The organism is Ferruginibacter paludis, from assembly GCF_030409685.1.
Taxonomy (GTDB): domain Bacteria; phylum Bacteroidota; class Bacteroidia; order Chitinophagales; family Chitinophagaceae; genus Ferruginibacter; species Ferruginibacter paludis.
Genome location: NZ_JAUFQJ010000008.1, coordinates 361,003 through 382,274, shown reverse-complemented (window position 1 = coordinate 382,274; position 21,272 = coordinate 361,003). Strand labels below are relative to the sequence as shown.

General features: G+C 40.5%; 19 protein-coding genes. 7 read left to right on the top strand and 12 right to left on the bottom strand.

The features are described from left to right. Positions 1-222: 222 nt before the first annotated feature. The 9 genes from QWZ08_RS16965 to QWZ08_RS16925 all read right to left on the bottom strand — a co-directional run bounded on the left by QWZ08_RS16965 (position 223) and on the right by QWZ08_RS16925 (position 8,253). Entirely contained in the window at positions 223-1,287 is a 1,065-nt protein-coding gene (locus QWZ08_RS16965; RefSeq protein WP_290338690.1) for a sensor histidine kinase, read from the bottom strand. 142 nt (positions 1,288-1,429) lie between these two features. Beyond that, on the bottom strand, positions 1,430-1,825 hold the full coding sequence (locus QWZ08_RS16960; RefSeq protein WP_290338689.1) for a transmembrane 220 family protein: 396 nt from the start codon (positions 1,823-1,825) through the stop codon (positions 1,430-1,432). A 328-nt stretch (positions 1,826-2,153) separates the two neighbouring features. Continuing rightward, complete coding sequence (locus QWZ08_RS16955; RefSeq protein ID WP_290338688.1) at positions 2,154-3,419, bottom strand: flavin monoamine oxidase family protein; 1,266 nt, start codon at positions 3,417-3,419, stop codon at positions 2,154-2,156. 193 nt (positions 3,420-3,612) lie between these two features. Beyond that, positions 3,613-4,071: a DUF1569 domain-containing protein gene (locus QWZ08_RS16950; protein WP_290338687.1), complete on the bottom strand. Its 459-nt coding sequence runs from the start codon at positions 4,069-4,071 to the stop codon at positions 3,613-3,615. 332 nt (positions 4,072-4,403) lie between these two features. Beyond that, positions 4,404-5,222, bottom strand: coding sequence for a hypothetical protein (locus QWZ08_RS16945; RefSeq protein ID WP_290338686.1), 819 nt, complete (start codon positions 5,220-5,222; stop codon positions 4,404-4,406). Next, on the bottom strand, positions 5,222-5,596 hold the full coding sequence (locus tag QWZ08_RS16940) for a GntR family transcriptional regulator (protein ID WP_290338685.1): 375 nt from the start codon (positions 5,594-5,596) through the stop codon (positions 5,222-5,224). The genes QWZ08_RS16945 and QWZ08_RS16940 overlap by 1 nt, the downstream gene beginning before the upstream one ends. Positions 5,597-5,605: 9 nt before the next feature. After that, complete coding sequence (locus QWZ08_RS16935) at positions 5,606-6,403, bottom strand: hypothetical protein (RefSeq protein WP_290338684.1); 798 nt, start codon at positions 6,401-6,403, stop codon at positions 5,606-5,608. Positions 6,404-6,417: 14 nt separating this feature from the next. Then, positions 6,418-7,251: an ABC transporter ATP-binding protein gene (locus QWZ08_RS16930; protein WP_290338683.1), complete on the bottom strand. Its 834-nt coding sequence runs from the start codon at positions 7,249-7,251 to the stop codon at positions 6,418-6,420. Positions 7,252-7,425: 174 nt separating this feature from the next. Next, positions 7,426-8,253 carry a CHAD domain-containing protein gene (locus QWZ08_RS16925; RefSeq protein ID WP_290338682.1) on the bottom strand — a complete coding sequence of 276 codons (828 nt, stop codon included), beginning with the start codon at positions 8,251-8,253 and terminating at the stop codon, positions 7,426-7,428. 309 nt (positions 8,254-8,562) lie between these two features. On the opposite strand from QWZ08_RS16925, the gene QWZ08_RS16920 reads away from it, so the two are divergent. The 3 genes from QWZ08_RS16920 (at position 8,563) to QWZ08_RS16910 (ending at position 10,650) form a co-directional block, all read left to right on the top strand. Next, on the top strand, positions 8,563-9,885 hold the full coding sequence (locus QWZ08_RS16920) for an Nramp family divalent metal transporter (protein ID WP_290338681.1): 1,323 nt from the start codon (positions 8,563-8,565) through the stop codon (positions 9,883-9,885). Between the two features lie 40 nt (positions 9,886-9,925). Beyond that, entirely contained in the window at positions 9,926-10,243 is a 318-nt protein-coding gene (locus tag QWZ08_RS16915) for a ferritin family protein (RefSeq protein WP_290338680.1), read from the top strand. A gap of 179 nt (positions 10,244-10,422) precedes the next feature. Beyond that, positions 10,423-10,650 carry an HP1242/YdcH family protein gene (locus QWZ08_RS16910; protein WP_290338679.1) on the top strand — a complete coding sequence of 76 codons (228 nt, stop codon included), beginning with the start codon at positions 10,423-10,425 and terminating at the stop codon, positions 10,648-10,650. A gap of 550 nt (positions 10,651-11,200) precedes the next feature. Here QWZ08_RS16910 and QWZ08_RS16905 read toward each other — a convergent pair. Then, positions 11,201-12,073: a dimethylarginine dimethylaminohydrolase family protein gene (locus tag QWZ08_RS16905; RefSeq protein ID WP_290338678.1), complete on the bottom strand. Its 873-nt coding sequence runs from the start codon at positions 12,071-12,073 to the stop codon at positions 11,201-11,203. Positions 12,074-12,317: 244 nt separating this feature from the next. Between QWZ08_RS16905 and QWZ08_RS16900 the strand changes: the two genes are divergently transcribed. Continuing rightward, positions 12,318-15,137: an FAD-binding and (Fe-S)-binding domain-containing protein gene (locus QWZ08_RS16900; RefSeq protein WP_290338677.1), complete on the top strand. Its 2,820-nt coding sequence runs from the start codon at positions 12,318-12,320 to the stop codon at positions 15,135-15,137. 144 nt (positions 15,138-15,281) lie between these two features. After that, positions 15,282-15,989 carry a DUF4397 domain-containing protein gene (locus tag QWZ08_RS16895; protein WP_290338676.1) on the top strand — a complete coding sequence of 236 codons (708 nt, stop codon included), beginning with the start codon at positions 15,282-15,284 and terminating at the stop codon, positions 15,987-15,989. 120 nt (positions 15,990-16,109) lie between these two features. Here the strand turns inward: QWZ08_RS16895 and QWZ08_RS16890 are convergent, their stop codons facing one another. Then, positions 16,110-17,489 carry a sensor histidine kinase gene (locus QWZ08_RS16890; protein ID WP_290338675.1) on the bottom strand — a complete coding sequence of 460 codons (1,380 nt, stop codon included), beginning with the start codon at positions 17,487-17,489 and terminating at the stop codon, positions 16,110-16,112. Positions 17,490-17,694: 205 nt separating this feature from the next. Beyond that, positions 17,695-17,952 carry a hypothetical protein gene (locus QWZ08_RS16885; RefSeq protein WP_290338674.1) on the bottom strand — a complete coding sequence of 86 codons (258 nt, stop codon included), beginning with the start codon at positions 17,950-17,952 and terminating at the stop codon, positions 17,695-17,697. Positions 17,953-18,146: 194 nt separating this feature from the next. Between QWZ08_RS16885 and QWZ08_RS16880 the strand changes: the two genes are divergently transcribed. Beyond that, on the top strand, positions 18,147-19,520 hold the full coding sequence (locus QWZ08_RS16880; protein WP_290338673.1) for an alpha-amylase family glycosyl hydrolase: 1,374 nt from the start codon (positions 18,147-18,149) through the stop codon (positions 19,518-19,520). A gap of 216 nt (positions 19,521-19,736) precedes the next feature. Then, positions 19,737-21,188, top strand: a complete 1,452-nt coding sequence (locus QWZ08_RS16875) for an alpha-L-fucosidase (RefSeq protein ID WP_290338672.1) — start codon at positions 19,737-19,739, stop codon at positions 21,186-21,188. Positions 21,189-21,272: the final 84 nt, after the last annotated feature.

Sequence of the window (21,272 nt, the reverse complement as noted above, 5' to 3'; positions counted from 1 at the left end):
CAAACCCGATACTGCACATGCAATCGAATAAAAACAGTAGTAAGATAGAAAAAAATATGAACCGATGCAAGTTTTTCTGCCTGCATTTTTTAGAAATGTTTTTTAAAGTGAGGAAAGAGGTTAGGTGCAATAACAATCACAAAAAAGTTATTGCAGTTATTTTTTTAACTTGATCAATTGCAGAGACAAGGAATGCATTGAACGCAACTCTGTGCACTTTTTTTATATCATCACTTCCATCGTAAAACCTGGCTTTGCCTCCACACTTTCCAGGTTAAAGCTGCCTCCAAAAATGGCAGATCTTTGCTGAATGGTTGAAAAACCTTTCCCAAACTGTAACCCCTTAAGATCAACGCCGGTGCCGTTATCACTAATACGCATTTTTATTTTTTTGTTAACAACGGTAAGCCGTACCGTTACATGGGTAGCGTTGGAATGTTTTAAAATATTCGTAAACTGGTGTTGTGCAATACGATAAAACGCAGTCTGTAAATCTATATTCACTTTACGGAAATCAATGTCGTCTACAAAAAGGGTGTAATGAATTTGATTTTCTTTTTTTAAAGCAAGTAGTAATTCTTCCAGCGCGAGTTTTAAACCAAGCATGTTCAGCGAAATTGGGGACAGGCGCTTTGATAAAACCCGGATTCCGGAGATTGACTCCATCAATAAATGCTGGGCTTCTTCCAGCCAGGCAAGCCCTGTAATATTGACATGTTTTTTTGCGTTGGCGATATGCAAATTGATGGCACCCAGCACCTGGTTGATATTTTCGTGCAGTTCTTCACTGATGTGGTGACGCTCAGCTTCTTCTGCCTGGAAGACCGCTTTGTAAATAATTTGCTGATGTTCCTGCCGGATATGGTCAAATTTTTGTTCCAGTGTATCCAGTTCCGAAAGATCCTGCATTGTCCCAATCAGCCTAATCGGCGTATTGTCTTCGTTTCTCACTACAAACAACCTGTCGAGAATTAATTTGTAATTTCCGTTTTTGCATCTGAAAAGGTACTTACCCCACCACACATTTTCAGTACCGGCCAATAAGTCATCCAGGGCATTGATGACCCTGTTTTTATCCTGTGGGTGAATATTGTTTCTCCACCAGGTATTGTTGTCTTCTATTTCCGGATAGCCATGTCCGAAAAGTTCGGTAATGCCTTCGTTATAGAAGGATTTTTTTGTGATAAAATCGTATTCCCAGATGCCTTCCTTAGTGGCAAGGGATAAAAGTTTAAATCGGTCAATCGCTTTAATAAATTCACTTTCCCGAACTGAATTTTTTTTCATTGAATATTATTAAAGGTTGCTGTCACTAAGCAAAATCATTGGTTTTGAAAATGAATTCTGGGTTAATTGAGAGAGGATACGCAAAATTTACTATAATTTGTCATGCCCCATTTTAGAAAAGGGCAAAATCTTTCCAGTGCCACTATTGACCCATTACATTCTTTTCAGAACGTTTCTTTACGGCGACATAGTAATTTATGGCCAGCACAGCAATTAAAATCAGTAAACCAAAAAACTCCCTGGACTCTTCAATCCATGGCTGTTCAGCTTTCATGGTTCCAGCAATGTTTTCTGCATGGTGCAGCTTAATCCAATCCACCAGGCCATTGGCATCAAAAACTTTGTAAACTGCATACAATGTGTATACCCCTATTCCATACAAATACAATTTGGGATAATATCGTTTCTTCGCCGCCAGCCAGCATAAAACAGCCGTGTACATATAAATTGGTACCCAAACATACGGATCAGGATCATTGTATTGCAGTGCTGCGAATACGATAAATAAAAAGCAGCAAATAAGATTAAATACTTTCACGGCAATTCGTTGAAGGTTTAAAGATAATTTTAAAGGGGCTTATTTTGTCTTCACAGGCGGCAAATATACTTTTCGCAATCTACATAAAAAAAGTATGGAAATTTGCAGAAACTTGCTACCTGATTTAAGGAGGGCCGTACACAAAAACCTTTACCAATTATCAGTTCTTTCTTTTTAGAAGCGTAGTTTTCTGATCAATACGATTGAGATAAGGTAAAAAAACATTCGGCTATTTCGGTTAGCCGGGGTAGGTAAAAAGTAAGCTGTGGTGATTTATAATAATAGCAGCCTGGCAGATTTGTACGAGGTTTCGTTTCAGCAGCCAATTTTAACCAATCAGATCGCTGAGTATTATTTTAGCCGTAGTCGCGGCACTTTGCAAAGCGGCTTCAACAGTAGCGTTTTTTTCGCCAATGTAAAGCGCTTCTCCTGCAAAAAAGAGTGTTCTATCCAAAGGCGTGCTAAGCAGTTTTTTTGCTCTGGATGATGCTATGGTATCATAACTGTAGCCCCCCAAAGCGAACAGATCGTTTTGCCAGTTAAAAATATAACTGGCTGTCAGCATATCCTGCATTTGAATAACTGACATTGAAAAAATAGCAGCCAGCGATTGCAGTGCTTTATATAATATGAACTCATCGGTTGCATCGGATAAATTTTCAGCACCCGGGCCACCCAACCAACCTGTTAATATGGCTGAAGTATCAGGTAATTGTGTCCACCAGGTTTTAAACAATTCGTCACTGATTATAAAGCCTGCGTCTGCCGGCCAGAAACGGTGATTAAATTCAAGTACTACCTTTATGACGCTGCCATAACCAATTTGCCCGGCAGCTTTTCGATAACTATCTATTTCAGGTGTAAAGTTGATGGAGCCTGGACTATTGATTTTTGCAAGAACACTAACGGGAATAGTTACCAATAATTGGCTGGCTTTAAATTCCTCACCTTCTGCCGTATATACGCTTACATCATTTGGCTGCCAGTCGATCTGCCTCACAATTTTACCGGTCATAATTTTAGCGCCCAATTGAATTGCCTGTTGTTCCATGTATTGAGTAAGCGAGCCATATCCGGATGGTATCCTGAAATTTTCTCCGTCTTCTGCATTCCATTCCGCATACAGGCTTTTAATACTTGCTTTTGTTATATCTGCCAAATCAAAACCTTCGGCATAGCCTGCTACTTCTTTGCGCAACGCCCCATGAACTTGTGCTGAATAATAGGTTTCAAGAAATGTTGCCAGGGTCATGTCTTCCGGGGCCTCTTTTATATCATCCAATAATTTATCCCAGCCTGCCGCCATTTTATTGTCGTTCACGAACTGCCCTTCCCTGAAGTGGTACATCTTTCCTTTTACCGGAACAGTTTTAATACCAGCTTTCGCTAACAAATTGAATGTTAGCGGCAATTTACCATGAATAAATTCTGCGCCGGTTTCAATTGTTTTGTCCTCCTTAATAAGAGAATTTATCCGGCCGCCGGTTTCGGCTTTTGCTTCCAGTACAGTCACTTCCATTTGCCCTGCCAGCAAGTTAGCCGCCATAAGGCCTGTGGCGCCCCCACCAATTATCAGAATTGATTCTTTTTTCATACAGAGTTTATTATTAATATTAAGCCAATGCGGACGACGTTTTAAACACTTGTAAACTCACCGGCGCATAATTTTTTAGAGCAAAGTGTAGGACCACCGGATGCTCAAATTTTAGAATGGAACGAATTGCTTACCCAATAAACAAAACCTGAATAATTTAAATTGAGTAACTGAAAAACGTTTATCATTAAAACTATACTCCAAATTGAGTTAAGTGATGATCCAGATGTTTATACAGCATATTGTTCCATTCTGTTTTTGTAAGCTTACCAAAGGAGTGGGAGCGTTTGCCATCAAAATAATTTTCTCCCAGCTGTTGTGTTTTGGTAATATAATTGATCAGCCGCTGCTTTTCAGCATTAAAATCCTTTATGTCTTTTATAATAAAATGTGGAGCGGTTTTACTGTTATGAGCATAAGGTGTTTCGCCTGTGACCTTACTTTTAACAAACGCTTTTAAAATAAATTTCATAACTGCATTGGGCGCCGGATGGATATTATCGTAAATCATTTCATAAGTAACATTGCAATGGGCAAGCATTTGCGCTACACTCATCTTTCCCCATTTTGGCTGTGTAGCCGGAGTAAGCGATTCAATTCGTTTTACGATGGAATCTGAAATTTCCTTTGTGAAAATGTTTGGCAGTGGCATAATCATTATTTTAAGTACCAATAAAAGTACAAGAATTTGTAGTGCTCACGGATTTCCAATATGCAAAAAAAGCGAGGTAAAGCCGGTAAAACATAAAGTTGGGGCATAAAAAAAGGGCCAACTGTAAAAACAGTGCCCCGATTTAATCCGTACCCTATGAAAACTTTGCACAAGATATAAATTCCTTTTTAAAAAAATAAAAAAAGTTTTTTTTCTTAAAAAAATTGGCGGCTCATTATTTAATGCCAAAAAATGATTTTTTGTTCAGGCGACGTTTCTTATTTCCACACAGACTGTAAATAATTCCTTGCTTTTGTAAATAAGGTCTGGATTCAATGTGCTTTTTTTAATGCACTGCCCGAAAGAAGAATACCAGAACTGTCGGCAATATTTAATTGTATAGAGCCTATTTGTGCATGGCCTACGTCAAGCAATGAAACGCCCTGAACGGAAGCAGTGACTGACCTGACAAACATAGCTTCCTTGCTTTTAATGCCATTGGGCAGAGTATGGTCCTTTAAGGAAAAGATCGCAGTAGAATCGTTTTGATTGGCATATTGTTTCTTGCTCGCTGTCTTTCCAAATGCATATTCAGGCGACATCTCAAACACAACTGCTGAAGAATCTTGCTGCGCAATATTTAAAGAGTCCAGATTGGGCGTCATGCTCTCCACTTCAAAGGAGGATTTTCCTGTCATACGAACCGTGTATTGTTTTTGTTTCATTTTAAACATCTCCAGGTTGGTGTTAAACCCGTCGACATACAAAAGTTGTGGAGCAAAGATTCGTACGGGTGTGATATTTCTAAGCCATATTCTTTCATTTTCGTTTTGCGGTACAAAACTAAAGTTTACAAACAGGGTATCATTTTTTACAAAGGCATCGATATCGCCTTTGTGATACCTGCTCCAGTCTTCAAAAATCCGCACAGAGCAGGTTGCACTCTGTTCAAATGCAATATGGGTATTGTTACCGCCGGTAATTTTAAGGTATTTAAAAGGGGTTTGTAACACCTTCTTGTAGGTCCAGTAGAGATCGCTTTTATCTACCTTGTCGTATTCTTTTTTTATAACAATATTGCTGCAAAGCATACCGGCAATCAGCAGTATTAACAGGCTAAATAAAATGGTAGTACTTATTTTCATCATCATTATTTTTTAAAATTGTCTTTTACAAACTGATCAAACAATATTTTTATTTCTTTAAAATCTATTTTAAGCAGGTAGATATTGCGCATGAAAACAGGCAGTTCATTTTCCATAAATTGTTCCCGCCTGAAACTGAGTATCCGGTCCATTGCATCTTCCTCAGTGAAATAGCCAATGCCTCTTTTATTGGCAATAATTTCTCTTTGTTGCAAGAAGTCGTATGCCCGCTGCACAGTGTTGGGATTAACTTCCATGGCGATCGCGAGGTCGCGGATGCTGATAATTTTTTCTCCCAGATTCCATTTTTTTAATAAAATCTGCTCACAAACATATTCTGCTATCTGTATATAAATTGCCGGGTTTTCTTTAAAGTCCATAGCGTTAAATTAAAATTCCTTCTCACGCAAACGTATAAAAGATGTAATAAACAAGATTGCAGGAAAAACATAGCTAACCATATTAAATGCGAAATCGGAGATTTTTTCAGGCAGCAGAATGGAACCTTCAGCCTTACCAACCGGTATCATAACATAATGAAAAGGCCAGGCATCTTCGATTACTCCTCCAAAAACTATTTTCGCAAAAAGATGGTTTAGCAGGTAGAGGCTAATTAATAGACTGCATATAACCAGCGAAACTTTTATTAAGCCCGCTTTATTAAAATATAGAGAGCCTGTTAACATAGCACTTACTGCAAAAAGAAACAGGGGATAGACTTTCCATGCAAAAAAGCCATTAAAAGAAAGTGTGCCGACCGATCGATACTGTTCTTTGTAAAACGGTGCAGCCGGGTCAAGGCTATTGTGATAGATTGAAACAAAAGATGCATCCATCAACCGGTAAAAAAGCATAAATACAGTTGGGTATAAAACTCCTGCAATCAGTATACCGCAAAGCCATTTTTCCAAATGTGATGCCGGTAATGTAAGGTAAGATGAACCAATAGCATTCGAGGTAAAATGACTAAAAACAAAAGACGCCATAAAATAACTACCGCCAATAAGTCCCCATAAAAATGTAAGGTTTTGAGCCATAGTAAACCCGGAGATAGTCTTTGTGATGGCGTAAGTTATCAATATGAGCGCCAGTAACAACCCGGTAAAGCCGAACATTTGTATTGGTCTTTCAAGGAGTGTTTTCTTAAACAGCAAACCGAAGCGTTGCGGGCTGAAGGTGTTATTCATTTTTTAAAATTTTTTTATTGAAAAATGGCTTTCGCTTTTGCCGGATTTTCGGTAACGCCGTTAAATAATTGTTCCAGGTCTATTTTAGAATCTTCCTGATTTGTATTTTCCATCACTACGGAGTAACCTTTTAATGACTCCTCGGCATACAGCACTTTGCTTTTATCGTCTATTTCGCTCATCGTTTTAAAACAAAGTTTTTGAGCTATTTCAGTAATGGATGCATTCAGCAGCAGCGAACCATTGTCAACAATCACAACTCTGTCGATCAGATTATCCAGATCCCGTATCTGGTGAGTCGAAATAAAAATTATTCTTTCATTGTCAAATACCGACGATATCAATTTACGGAAGCGGATCTTGGAAGGAATGTCCAGCCCGTTTGTTGGCTCATCCAATAATAAAATTTTTGTGTTGCAGGCCAGCGCAAATGCAATGATGAATTTTTTTTGCTGGCCGAACGACAGGGTATTTAGCTTGCCCTGGTCTTTTACATCCAGCTGCCCGAGATAGCTAAAAAACTGTTCTTTGTTAAAAGCAGGATAGAAGGGAGCAAACAGGTGCATGTATTTGTGAATGGTTAAGGCTGGTATATTCACTTCTTCGGGAATTAAATAAATGGTTTGCAAAAAAGCGGGCAATCTCTTTTTAGGGGAGTAGCCATTGATTGTAATATTGCCAATAGTAGGAAACAGCAGCCCTACAAGGTTTTTTAACAAGGTAGATTTGCCAGCACCATTTTTGCCCAACAGGCCATAAATGCTGCCTTCTTCGAGGTTTAGGGTTAGATTTTTATACAACAACTTTTTCCTTTTATAACCAAAGGAAAGATTTTCAATTTGTATCATTAGTGTATTAGTTAAGTAGTACACTGTAAAAATAGGAATACTTTTTTTATTACCAACTATTTTTTTGGTGTATAGCAAAAGGTTGGATGAAGACAGTTCTGTATAATTTGTGATGGCTAAATGGGTGGCAGTTTTTACCCGGAAAACACTACTTATGTTGGGTTTGAATAACGCTTATTGATGTTTGTAAATGGAATGAAACACAGGTTGTTCATTGGAATCGTGCAATTTTGCTTTACTGGCATTTATCTTTTTCAGCAACAGTTTATTTTCTTCTGCCAGGGTGCTGGCAATTATTTTGAGCTGATGTTTTTCATTTGGCGGAATCGCTGCAGAACGCATCGCTTTATGTAAATAACGCATGGTAACATAGTCGTCATGCCATGCGCCTAGTAAATGGGATAGCGCATATTCCGGCTTATTGGTTTGCTCCTCCTTTTCCAGCCCAAGACATTTTTTTGTAAAGGAAATTGTTTTTAGCAGCTTGCGAATGTTGTGTTGTTGCTTCGCTGATCCCACATTTCTTTTGCCGCTCCTTTCGTACATCAGCTTATACATTTTGTGCAGGTAAAGATTGCTTTTTTTTTCGGTAATACCAGAAAGAAAAGGAGCGATTTTCTTATGCGTTGTTTCGAATGATTTTACCTTGTGCTTGTGCAGGAGGCTAAAAAAAAGGGCACGCTGTTTTGCCGTAATTTTTTCAAGATAATTAGTGTATTGTGGTAGTGAACTGTCAGGTAAACTTCTTTCCACCACCGTTTTGGCTATATCAAGTTCCCGCACAATGCCGGCCTGTTTGAAAATAATTTTATAAGGCCGCAAAATTTTTTTTCGGGGAAAATCTTTTGAGCAGAATTTGAGCAATTTAAAAAAGGCCGCCAGTTTTTTAATTTCTATGCGAAGCTGGTGAAAGCTTTCGGGGTTATGAGGGGCGGACGTATTTTGTAAAAGCGCTGAAACGATTTGCAGGTGGTGCTTAAAATATGTTTTTACTGGTTTCATGGCCGGTTTACCCGTAAAACTGCTCACAATGAAAATGGCGGTTGCAGGTTGAACAAAAATTATATGCTTTAATGGTACGAAGTTATACCATATTAGATATGAAGCGAAATGTAGTTTGCGGCTGTTTTGTAATCCTGCTTTTGTAGAAAATTGTACCCGTATTGCTAATTAATGTTTTGGCCCCCTATTTATCATTATAGTCTAAATGAACAGAAGCAAGGGGCGTGTTAACCCACACCTGTATTAACCGCGGATTTGCAATTGCTGGTACGCTTATAGTTATTCCACTGTCATAAACCAGCATTTTTCATGAATAGCAAAGGGACTTCTTCCAAACTGACAAAATTTTTTAAGGTGCTGGGCCCTGGCCTGGTAACAGGTGCCAGCGATGATGATCCCAGCGGTATTGCTACCTATTCTCAGGCAGGGGCTAAATTTGGCTTAACCACTTTGTGGGTAGCCCTGATAACATTTCCATTGATGGCTGCAATACAGGAAATGTGCGCCAGGATAGGCATCATGACTTCTGTTGGCCTTACCACTACCCTAAAAAAGCATTACTCCAGGTTTCTGCTTTACCTGATGCTCCTATTCAGCGTACCAGCCATTGTACTCAATATCGGAGCAGATATTGCCGGCATGGGTGCGGTTGCCAACTTGCTCCTTCCTTCTGTTTCACCCATTATTTTTAGCGTTGCATTTACGTTGCTGCTGCTCGTTATGATTATTTATTTGCCTTATCAAAAAATGGTAGCCGTGCTAAAATATTTATGCCTGTCGCTGCTATTGTATATTGCCGTCCCTTTTTTCACACATCCCGACTGGTGGCAGGTAGCACGCCGCACATTTATTCCGACAATTCATTTCAATAAAGATTTTATTGAAATACTGGTAGCACTATTGGGAACTACTATTTCTCCCTATTTATTTTTCTGGCAGGTAACCATGGAGGCTAAAGATGTAAAATCATCCCGGCAATTGTTTCTTGCCCGGCGGCGAATTTTAAAAAATGAAGAGGATCATACGGTTGCGCATGCAAAAGAGAAAAACTTTATGTCATTACTGATTAAAAAAATGCAACTGGATGTAAATCTGGGTATGTTGCTTAGCAACCTGGTAATGTTTTTTATTATTCTTGCAACAGGGACGGCTTTGTTCGGTCATGGCATTTCCCAGATTGATACAGTAGAGCAGGCGGCGAAAGCTTTGCAGCCGGTGGCCGGTGACGCCTCTTACCTGGTATTTACCGTAGGAGTTATTGGCACGGGCTTATTGGCTATACCAGTTTTGAGCGGCTCGTTATCCTACATCGTTTCTGAAACTTTTGGATGGAAAGGCGACCTGGATAAAAAATTTTTCCAGGCCAAATCTTTTTACATCGTCATAATTATTTCTTTGATGCTTGGGCTGATGATTAATTATTGGGGACTAAGCCCGATTAAAGCCTTGTTTTATACAGCTATCCTGTATGGGTTAACATCTCCGCTTTTGATTGGCATTGTACTGCATATAGCCAATAACAAAAAAATAATGAAAACCCATACCAATAGCAGGCTGTCGAACGGGCTGGGATTTGCTACGTTGATTGTGATGACAGCTGCTGCGGTGGCTTTGATCTGGCTGCAGTTCTGATTGCAATAAAATTATTTTATCACGCTTAAAATTTATAACTATGGGATTTGATCAGTATCACGAGCCACCGGAAGAATTATCCGATGATGCCAGAACTTTTGCAAGGATGATTACTTCATTAACAGAAGAAGCCGAAGCAATTGGCTGGTACGAGCAACGGATTTCACTTGAGAAAGACAGGCAGGCAAAAGCAATTATGGAAAATGCACAGAAGGAAGAAATGAAGCATTTTGGCATGGACCTGGAATTTTTATTGCGCAAAAAAGAAGTCTGGCGTACAACGCTGAAAGCCATTCTTTTTACCGACGGCGACATTGTTGAAATGGGCAAAAAAGGAGAGGAGAAGGCGGAGGGCTAATAAAGCTTTTGAAAATGTATTCAACAAACAAGTGGTACCGGTATGTGTAACAATATGCAGGGTACTTCTTGTTTTTATGTATCTTTTGTAATAACCTGTCTGATAAATATCATGTGTTAAACTGTTATTCCTCATTTGCCTGCGCCAGCAAAAAGATAGATTCGTAAAAAATAACCATCATGGAAAGTCACGATCTGTTACATGAATTTCCCGGACACAGGGAAAAAATTTTAGCGCTCCAAAAAGGAAGCAACCGTTTTAGAAAACTCCAGGAAGAATACAATGCTGCAGACAGCCAGATTCACCGCATTGAAACCGGTGCCGAAGCTACAACAGATGAACACCTGAATGAATTGCGAATGAAAAGGGTACATCTTAAAGACAGCTTGTATCATTTTTTAATTTAACTGCAAAGGGTATAAATTTTCCTTATCCTCTTGAAAAAGATTTTTCAAGAGAAGTTTATTGTGAGATCGTTGACCGACTAACGAACACATTGAATAATCCTCCCGGTAGAAGTTGACTAAAAAACTATGTCGGCAATCTGTGATGGGTTTGTAATATTAATTCTATAAAAATTCAGGGGAAAAATAATAGTTTTTTTGTCCCGTTTAAATGCTACGCCGCTGTAGTCAGTTATTTATATAAATGCTACACCAACATTTAAACAATCATTTTTCGGACAATAGTCTCTACCCATTATGAAATACCCCCTATCAAAATTATTCCGGCTAGTCCGTCTTACCGCATGTAATTGGTTTTATTCAGTTCATGTAACAAATCAGACAGTGTTGCCAGTACGCAAGGCAGCGACAATCCCGCATTGATTCATTGGTGAGTATGGGTGCCCCTGCTTTTTTTAACTATGAAACTTTCAGGGAGGTTGCGTTGGATGTTACGTTACTTGCACCCGATAACACGCCGATTAAACTGCCCGGCTATCTTTGTGATTAATATTTATTGAACTCTGTACATGGGTCTTGTTAAACAGGTAGGGCCGCCACCACCTTTCACACTTATTTCCTCGCCTTTGTACACAGTTACTTTACAACCGGCTTTTTCAAGGGCAGCTTTTGTCTTTGGGTTACCATCAACCATCAAGCAATCCCTGGGCGCCAATGCCAGCACATTGCAGCCCATGCTGTCAAATTCTTCGTCGGGCACTTCAACCAATTCGTAACCGCGTTGTATCAGCAACTCACGAAACACTACCGGCATCAGCGGTGAATATACTACTGCAAGATTGGTATCAACCGGGCTTAAAATTGACATCAGGTGAAATACATCCAATGGGCCTTTATAGTGTGGCAATGGCACTGTAATTACTTCCACATTCAAAGGTTTCAGCAAGGCAGTAAGTTGGCGGATACCTTCAGCGTTGGTTCGGTAACCATGGCCGGCGGCCAGGGTGTGTTCATTCAGCCAGGCAACATCGCCGCCTTCTAAAGTACCGGGGGCTGAAATGCTGCCCAATATTTTTATGCCATTGGCTTCAAATACTTTTTGCTGTGCCAGCGGCTCTTGCTTTCTTGCCTCCTTACCCATATTGCAAAGAATCATCCCGCCGTCGGTTGCAACAGCTGCATCGCGGCAATAAACCGAATCCATATTCACTGTGCCATCTTCAGGAAAATAAAAAATATCTGCTCCAAGGTTTTTTAAAACCGCTTCAAAACCGGCATATTCCGCTACCGCTTCATCCAATAAAGGTTTGCTGAGAAAATTCAATTCTTTCCAATGCTGTTCAATGTGGGCATCGTTGAGTAAGGCCTGCTGAACTTTTTTTATAAACAGCGATTTTATTTTTCCGGTATCAGAGTGACAGGTCATTTTTGATTGCATGGTTTATTGGCTTGGCCATTTTTAAAATGATAAGAGCCGGAAAATTACTTAATAATGATCAGTAAACAGAACAGGCGAAGAATTACCGCTTCCCGATACATCATTATTCTCTTGAAAGGGTTTAATCAGATAATGATTTACGGGAGATAGTTTTTAAAATATTTCTTTACAAAAAATCCGGCGGATAATAAAACACGACTATCTTGCTTTTTTAAATAGTGGACAAGCAAATATGATTGAATTATTAAAGACTATCATCCCTGAGAACCGCGTAAAAACCAGGTACATCGATCTTGTATCATTTGCAGCAGACGCAGGATTTTATCACCTTTTACCAAAGGCTGTAGTACAACCAATCAGCGAAGCAGAGATCATTTCATTGTTTCAATTCTCACAAAAGAATAAAATCCCTCTTGTGTTTCGCACAGGTGGTACCAGTCTCTCCGGTCAATCTATAACTGACGGTATACTGGTTGATTTAAGTCAGCACTGGCGAAATATAAAAGTAGAAGATAATGGTAAATTAGTTCGTGTACAGCCAGGCATTACGGGAGCCATGGTTAACGCCCATTTAAAAAAATACAATCAAAAAATAGGTCCTGATCCTTCCAGCATCAGCGCTGCGATGATGGGCGGCATCCTGTCGAATAATGCCAGTGGCATGTGTTGTGGAGTAACATTAAATTCTTATCACACCACCAAATTTATACGTTTTGTTTTACCTGATGGAAATACTTTCAGCACCGAAAACAAGGCGGACTATAGCCGCTTTGAAACAGAGTGCTCACATTTATCCGATTCCCTGACAGCAATAAAAAATGAAATTTGTCAAAACGAATTATTGTATAAAAAGATACGGTTAAAGTACCAGACAAAAAATACAGTAGGGTATTCATTGAATGCGTTTATTGATCATACACATCCGCTGGATATTTTAGCACACCTGTTAATTGGTGCAGAAGGAACCCTTGCGTTTATTGCAGAAGCCGTTTTACAAACTGTGCCTGACGAGCAATTTAAATCGACAGCACTACTGTATTTTCCTACAATCAAAGCCGCCTGCGAAGCAATTGTTCCGCTGACGAATGCAGGTGCTGCCATGGTGGAATTGATGGACAGGGCTTCATTGCGTTCAGTTGAAAATCTGGATGGGATGCCTGCCATTGTAAGAAACCTGCCGGATACGGCGGCAGCTTTGCTGATCGAATTTCAGGAGGCCAGCTGGACAGCCCTGGAAGAAAGGGTGAGCGAATTTTTGCTTTCAACGCCTTCGCTTGAATTGTACAATGCGCCCGTATTTACAAGTGATGATGCAGAAAGGGAATTTTTGTGGAAGGTAAGAAAAGGGCTTTTCCCTGCAGTTGGTGCAGTGAGGGCGAGTGGTACAACGGTGATACTGGAAGATATTGCTTTTCCGGTAAAGCAATTGGGCAACGCCATTACTGATTTGCAAAAATTATTTGAATTGTATGATTATAACAACGCCATCATTTTCGGTCATGCCAAAGACGGGAATATTCATTTTGTGGTTACCCAATCTTTTAACTCAAAAGCAGAAGTTACCCGGTATGATTTGTTTATGCGGGAAGTGATAGAACTGGTAGTGAAAAAATACGACGGCACATTAAAGGCGGAACACGGCACGGGCCGCAATATGGCGCCGTTTGTTGAAACAGAGTGGGGTAATGAAGCGTATGAGATCATGAAAAAAATAAAACTGGCGGTTGACCCGAACTTACTTTTAAACCCCGGCGTAATTATTAATGACGATAAAAATGCGCACATAAAAAACCTGAAAGAGTTACCCGCAGTGGAAGAAGAAGTAGACAAATGTATTGAATGCGGTTACTGCGAACATAAATGCCCGAGCCGCGATATAACGGCTACGCCAAGGCGCAGAATCGTAATAAGGAGAGCCTTAAAAAAACTACAGTCAGCCGGTGATACAGTAAATTATAACCTGTTGCTAAAACAATCGGAATATGATGTGATGGACACCTGTGCAGTAGACGGGCTATGTGCCACAGCGTGTCCGGTTGATATCAATACAGGTGACCTGGTGAAACGTTTACGGAGAGAGAATCACAGCGCTAAAGCAAACAGGGTGGCCTTGTTTGTTGCAAAGCATTTTAAGTTTACAGAAAGGTTGCTGCGTATTGCTTTAAAATCAGGCACAGGCATAAATCATCTGCTGGGAAAAAATACGCTCACAAAGCTAACGGGAGGAGTAAAAAAAATTTTTCCTGCAATGCCATTGTGGTCAGCGCAGATAAATGCTGCGCCAGATTTGAAGGTATTGAAAATGAATGTTCCTGTTACAGGCGCAGCAACTACTATTATATATTTTCCAAGTTGCATATCCAGGATGCTGGGTACTTACCAGGGAAAGGAAAAAAATATTTTGCAAACCTTTATCAGCGTTTGTTCTAAATCAGGTGTTGCAGTGAAGATGTTGGATAATGTAAGCGGCAGTTGCTGCAGCCAGATTTTTTCTTCCAAAGGTTTTAGCGCAGCAGCAGCATTTACGGCGAATGCCATTGCTGAAAACTTATATAAAAGCAGCGAAGGTGGTCGTTTTTCAGTAGTTATTGATGTTAGTTCCTGCGCTTACACACTGCACCACATTCGCCCGTTGCTTTCAGAAGAAAACAAACAAAAATTCGATCAGCTCACCATTCTTGACAGTGTTGATTTTTTACACGGTATTATTTTACCCGTGGCGGTAGTGCAGCATAAAAAAGCGAACATATTGTTACACCCCGTTTGTTCTTTAGAAAAAATGAAAACCACCGCTAAATTTATACAAGTAGCCAAACACTTTGCTGCAACAGTAACAGTGCCTGAAAATACGGGTTGTTGTGGCATGGCCGGCGATCGCGGATTTTTATTTCCAGCTTTAACAGCCTCCGCTACCAACCATGAAGCCAGTGAAATACGGGCGCTGAAATTTGACGGATATTATTCAACTACCAAAACCTGTGAAATGGCGATGTCGGCTGCAGTAGACCAAAATTATGAATCCATTTTATACCTCGTGGACGAGGCGATCTGACCTACTTACGCAGTCAAAATTCCAATCAATTTTTTTTTATATTCTTGATAAAAAGGAACTGTTAACAGAACGCAAACAATCGTAAAATTACTACTGCTGGCATTGTTTTTTCTCATGCATTAATTCAACAAATTTAAATTGTGTATGAAAAAAATAACGAGTTATGCAGCAGCTTTGCTGTTAATGGTAGTTGCGTTTTCGGCCTGTAAAAAAAGCGATAACAATAACAATATACGGACACCCTCAGCCGGACTGATGGCGTTTAACCTGGCCCCTGATAGAGATGCGGTAAGTTTTGTGGTTTCCGGTAAGAGACTCACCAATGCACCCCTGAATTACAATGGATTCACCGGGGGATACCTGGCTGTTGGCGTTGGGTCGCAGGAAGTGAAATCTGTAAATCCCGGAAATGATTCCACACTGGCTACCGGCACTGGCAATTTTGTTGACAGTATGTATTACTCCGTTTTTACAGTGGGTAAAGGTGGAAATTACCGCAACATATTGGTTAACGATTCTTTAAACAGTCTTACAGTTTCACCCGGTCAGGCATATGTGAGGTTTATTAATGCTATAGCAGATTCAGCCTATATGCCGATGGTTACTATTTCTTCCGGCGATAGCAACATCGTTAACGCCAATGCAAGTTTTGGCACTATATCTCCTTTCACAAAAATACGTGCAGGAAATATAGATGTTAAAATCAGCAACGGTGATAGTGTTGCCGCAACCCGTACAATTGCAGTAGATGAATCTAAAGTTTATACGGTTTTATTAACAGGCTTACGTGGCGCAACGGATACTACTAAATCTATCCAGGTAAAGTACATCAATAATGGAACGGTAAAATAATTTTCCTGTAATAATAAAAAACAGCGCAGTTGGCTTCGTGAAAACGAGGCCATCTTTCGTAAAAAGGGGCTTGGTTTCAGGATATACCTCACCTGCAATACCTTATTTGCTTTACAGAAGCTATGTGCTGCCAGCAGGCATTTTTATTTTTAATTGTACTGTAAACCGGCTTCCCTTTCCTGCCTGCGACACTACTTTAATGGTACCACCGTGCTGCTGTATAATTTGCCTTGATAAACTAAGGCCTATGCCGGAACCATTTTCTTTAGTGGTAAAAAATGGAATAAAAATATCTTCCAGGGCTTCCGGTTCTATACCGGGGCCATTATCTGTAACGTCAATAAAAACCCATTGATTTTGTGTATAGGTAGTAATGTGTATCAAAGCATCTTTGGTATGTTCCAGGGCTTCTTTCGCATTTTTTATTAAATTAATAAGTACCATAGAAAGTTGCTCCGGGTCAGCTTGCACCAATTGATCGCCTGCTTTGCTTTCAACAGAAAAAGATATATGGGCCGCAACCATTTCAGGCTGTAAAAGATTCATGATCTGTAATATCAGCGGGGCTACTTGTACCTCTGCAAAAGAAGGAGAAGGAATGCTGGTGAAACTGCGGTAACCATCCACAAAATTGATCATGCCGATGCCACGGCTTTCCAAGGTTTGCAGCGCTTCCTGCAAATCGCCTTTGGCGCCATTGTCGTTGGCAGTGGCGGGTAATTCTGTGTCCACTATATGTTTCATCGTTCCAATAAGGGACAAGATAGGCGTAAGCGAATTCATGATTTCGTGGCGCAGCACACGGGTTAAATTCTGCCAGGCTTCCACTTCTTTTTGCTGCATTTCAGGCTGTATGTTTTGCAGCGAAACAAGGTTCTTTATTTGGCCACCAAGCCGGATGGAAACAATGTTGACGGACACCTGTAAACCATTAGCGCCCTGGTATAAAAAATGTTTATCGGTTGTGTCATGCAGCTTTTCTGCCAGTTCCGCATGATTGGCTTTTAATTCCGCAATATTTTTAAGCCGGTAAAAACCCAGCAGCTTGCAGGCCGCGCCGTTACTGAGTTCTATTCGGCCGTACTGATCGTACAACATCAAACCTGTTTGCACATTCTGGATGATTGTGTTCACCAAATGAAGGCTCGCTTCGTTCTCCGCCCTTATTTTTCTAAAGGCTTCCAGTACTTTATTAAATTGTTTATTCAGTCCCTGGAAACTTTTTCCAAAAGTATTGTCCGAAGAAAATTTGATGCTGAAATCATCATATTGAATAGAGTCAAAAAAGCGGGCGAGTTTACGGTTAGTGGCATTGGAATAATAATACAGATCGAAACCGCGGTAGACGATAACGCCAAACAGCAACGCACAACTGAGCCAGTAAATCACTTCTGTTTTTGCCTGGAACAATTGTGTCAAACAGTACGCAAGTCCGGCGGACAAAAAAATGATCAGCACAATGCGCCATAGAAGCCCCAAAGAAAAGCGTTTGAAAATCATAATGGTCTAATCTTTTATCACGTTGCCCGGTCTTGTGGACAGGGTACCAAGGTTGCCAGCAGATTGTTTTGTGCGATAAAGATATAAAGTTAAACCATACCCCCTGATTTTGATTTATAGGAGGTAACAGGTGTGGAAAGCACCCGCATATCAGCTGTAAGAATTTTTAACTGTTGTAAAATAAACGGTCGCTGAATACCTGGCTTTATTTGGAATGATTTTCAAAGCCTTCAAAAGCACCGGCCGTGGCATAAGATGCGTCTTCATTTAGTCCTTCCTCTTTACTAACTTTTTCATTTTCCTTTTTATTTTTTGCAGTGCTGTCTTCCTCCTTCAGGTCTTCATCCAACGGCAAGCCGGTATCTGCCGGTTGCTTTTGCTGATAAATTTCCTTCTTAATAAAAACTTCGCTTTGCGGAAGTTCAGCCGGTTGTATAGTCTTGTCCTTGTTATCTTGTGTCATAATAAACATTTCACCTATTGCTGTAAATTCTATGCCAGAAAGCAGTACGTTAAGATTGTTTCAGGCAGCTCCGGATAATTCCCGGCATTAATGACAACGGGTTTACTGGTAAGGGTTGGCACATGGGAGTGTTTAGTTGGTGGTTGACAGCCTCAAAATATCTACCTTAGCTTTTTAATAAAATGTACTTCAAAATGAAAAAATATTTTTGCCTTTTTGTGCTGAGTGGTATGCTCTTTACTGTAGCGGAAGCTCAGCAACCAGCCAATAATGTGGCGGTTTCTGCTAAAATAAATGGACATCCTGCCTGGATTATGCAGGGAAATATTTATGAGGTCAACATTCGCCAATACACGTCCGAAGGAACTTTTAACGCATTTGCAAAACATCTTGACAGGTTAAAGAAAATGGGCGTGCAAACACTCTGGTTTATGCCGCTCAATCCCATCAGTAAGATTGACCGTAAAGGCACTCTGGGCAGTTATTACGCGGTGTCCGATTATACATCCATTAATCCTGAATTTGGTACCATCACCGATTGGAAGCAATTGGTTAAAACAATACACGCCAAGGGGATGAAAGTAATTATCGACTGGGTGCCCAATCATACAGGCGGCGATCATCACTGGTTAAAGGAGCAACCCGATTTTTTTGTAAAGGATGCCAATGGTAATGCGGCCATAGCGGTGGATTGGGCGGATACCAGGCAACTGGATTATAACAACCCGGTAATGCAGGATAGTATGATTGCCTGTATGAAATATTGGCTTGCCAAAACCGGTATTGATGGATTTCGTTGTGATGTAGCCTGGAATGTGCCTGGCGCTTTCTGGAGCAAATGCATCAGCCAGTTAAAGAAGATTAACAATAATATTTTTATGCTGGCAGAAGGAGATAAACCTTATCTGAGCCGCAGTGGTTTTGATGCCGTGTATCCATGGGATATGTTTCACATGATGATTAAAGTGGCCGCCGGCGAACGGCCGGCCTTTGCACTGGATAGCGTAAAAAACTATGCCGACACTGCCTTTGCCAAAAATGAAATACAAATGTACTTTACCAGTAATCATGATGAGAACAGCTGGAACAAGGCAGATTATGGTGTATTTCCCGGTGCTGTACATGCTCCGTTTGCTGTGTTCACGCAAACGATGTACAACGGTGTTCCGGAGATTTATAGCGGGCAGGAAGAGCCTGTATTGAGACCGTTAGAATTCTTTGAAAAAGATCCAATCGTTTTTGACAAGTATCTGCGGGCACCTTTTTATAAAACCTTATTGAACCTCCGCAAAAATAATCCGGCTTTATCCGCCAATGCAGCTTTTAGAAAGATCAATGCAGGAGATGATAAAGCGCTTTATGCTTATGTACGGGAAAAGGGCAGTAATAAAGTGCTGGTGATTTTAAACCTTTCATCAACAGAGCAAACGGTAAGGGTGACAGATAAACGCTTGTTTGGAAAACCTTACAATGTATTCATGGGTATAAAGGAGCCGCTGAGTGGTAAAGATTGGAAGATAGAACCCTGGGGATACGTCGTATACACGTATAACGCCACAAACAGGTAACAACAGCGGACAGTCTTTTTATTTGGGCAAAATCTATGACCAACTACCTATTACAGTATTTTAATGAATCCTGTGACTAAATTGACGCCGCTATAATTAATGCCTTTGTATGGTGTAGATTGCAGGCAGGCAAAACTCAAAGGGATCAATCAGCGGGTTTCTTCTGGTCTGCATTTACAGCGGTTGTTTCCATAAATAAATAAAACCTGTTTTACAATGAAAGGAAGAATACACCGGCTGTTTTTTGTGACTGTTTTTTTATCTGTTGTATTATTGGCCAAAGCGCAACCAAACGTACATCCTCAATCAGTAACGTACGAGTGGCCAACAGATGCGCTCGTAAAAGCAAAATTAGACAAGTGGCAGGATCAAAAATTTGGAATGCTCATCCACTGGGGATTGTATGCCGTGCCCGGCATCATTGAATCATGGTCTATCTGCAACGAAGACTGGATTGAGCGGGATAGCACGTCGCATTACGAGGAGTATAAAAGTTGGTACTGGGGCTTGCAAAAAGATTTTAACCCGGTAAAATTTGATCCCGATCAATGGGCAAAAGCAGGTAAAGATGCTGGAATGAAATACGTGGTATTTACCACTAAACACCATGATGGCTTCAACATGTTTGATACAAAACAAACTGATTTCAAAATATCCGCTGGTCCGTTTAAAGACAATCCCAAAGCCAATGTAGCTAAATTTGTTTTTGATGCTTTTCGCAGAAATGATTTTATGATCGGCGCTTATTTTTCCAAACCCGACTGGCACTCTGAGAATTTCTGGTGGCCGAAATATGCAACGCCCGATAGAAACACGAATTATGATATCCGTAAGTTTCCCTGGCGGTGGAATAAATTTAAAGACTTTACTTATAACCAGATCGGCGAGCTCATGCACGACTATGGTTCTATGGATATTTTATGGCTCGATGGAGGTTGGGTTCGTCCGCTGGAAACTGTGAACGAAGAAGTACGCAGTTGGGGTGCAGCCATACCGGCATGGAGCCAGGACATCGACATGCCACGCATTGCTGCCATGGCAAGAACTGCGCAGCCGGGCTTACTGATTGTTGACCGGACAGTTCACGGACCATACGAAAATTACCAGACACCTGAACAAAAAATTCCCGAAAAGCAATTGGATCATCCGTGGGAAAGTTGTTTGACGCTCGCCAATAACTGGGGCTATGTTCCGAACGACCAGTTTAAATCTTCTGAAAAAATTATTCATACGCTGATTGAAGTGGTAGCCAAGGGCGGAAGCTTATTATTAGGGGTTGGCCCAAAACCTGACGGTACATTTCCAGACAGCGCTACGGAGCGACTGGAAGAAATAGGGAAGTGGATGAAAGTGAATGGCAGCGCTATTTATGCCACCCGCACAACTCCTTACTACAACGAGAAAAATATTTGGTTCACGAAAAGTAAAACAGGCAGTACTCAATATGCCCTTGTTTGCCTGGAAAAAGGAACCCCCGTTCCGGCCACTATACAATGGACAACCAACCTGCCGGCAAAAGGAAGCAAGATGAAATGGCTGCAAACCGGTGAGAGCGTGAAATGGGTAATAGCAAAAGGCGTAGTAAATGTGCTGGTGCCAAAATCGGTATATAAAAGTAAAAAACACTACCCTGCACTGGCTTTTTCATTCACCGGCAGCACAATGTAGACCATAGAGAATTAACCGCAATAAACAAGACAAGCGTTTGCATAATAAAACAGTGTAAGCATTCTTATCTTTAAAGATCAATTC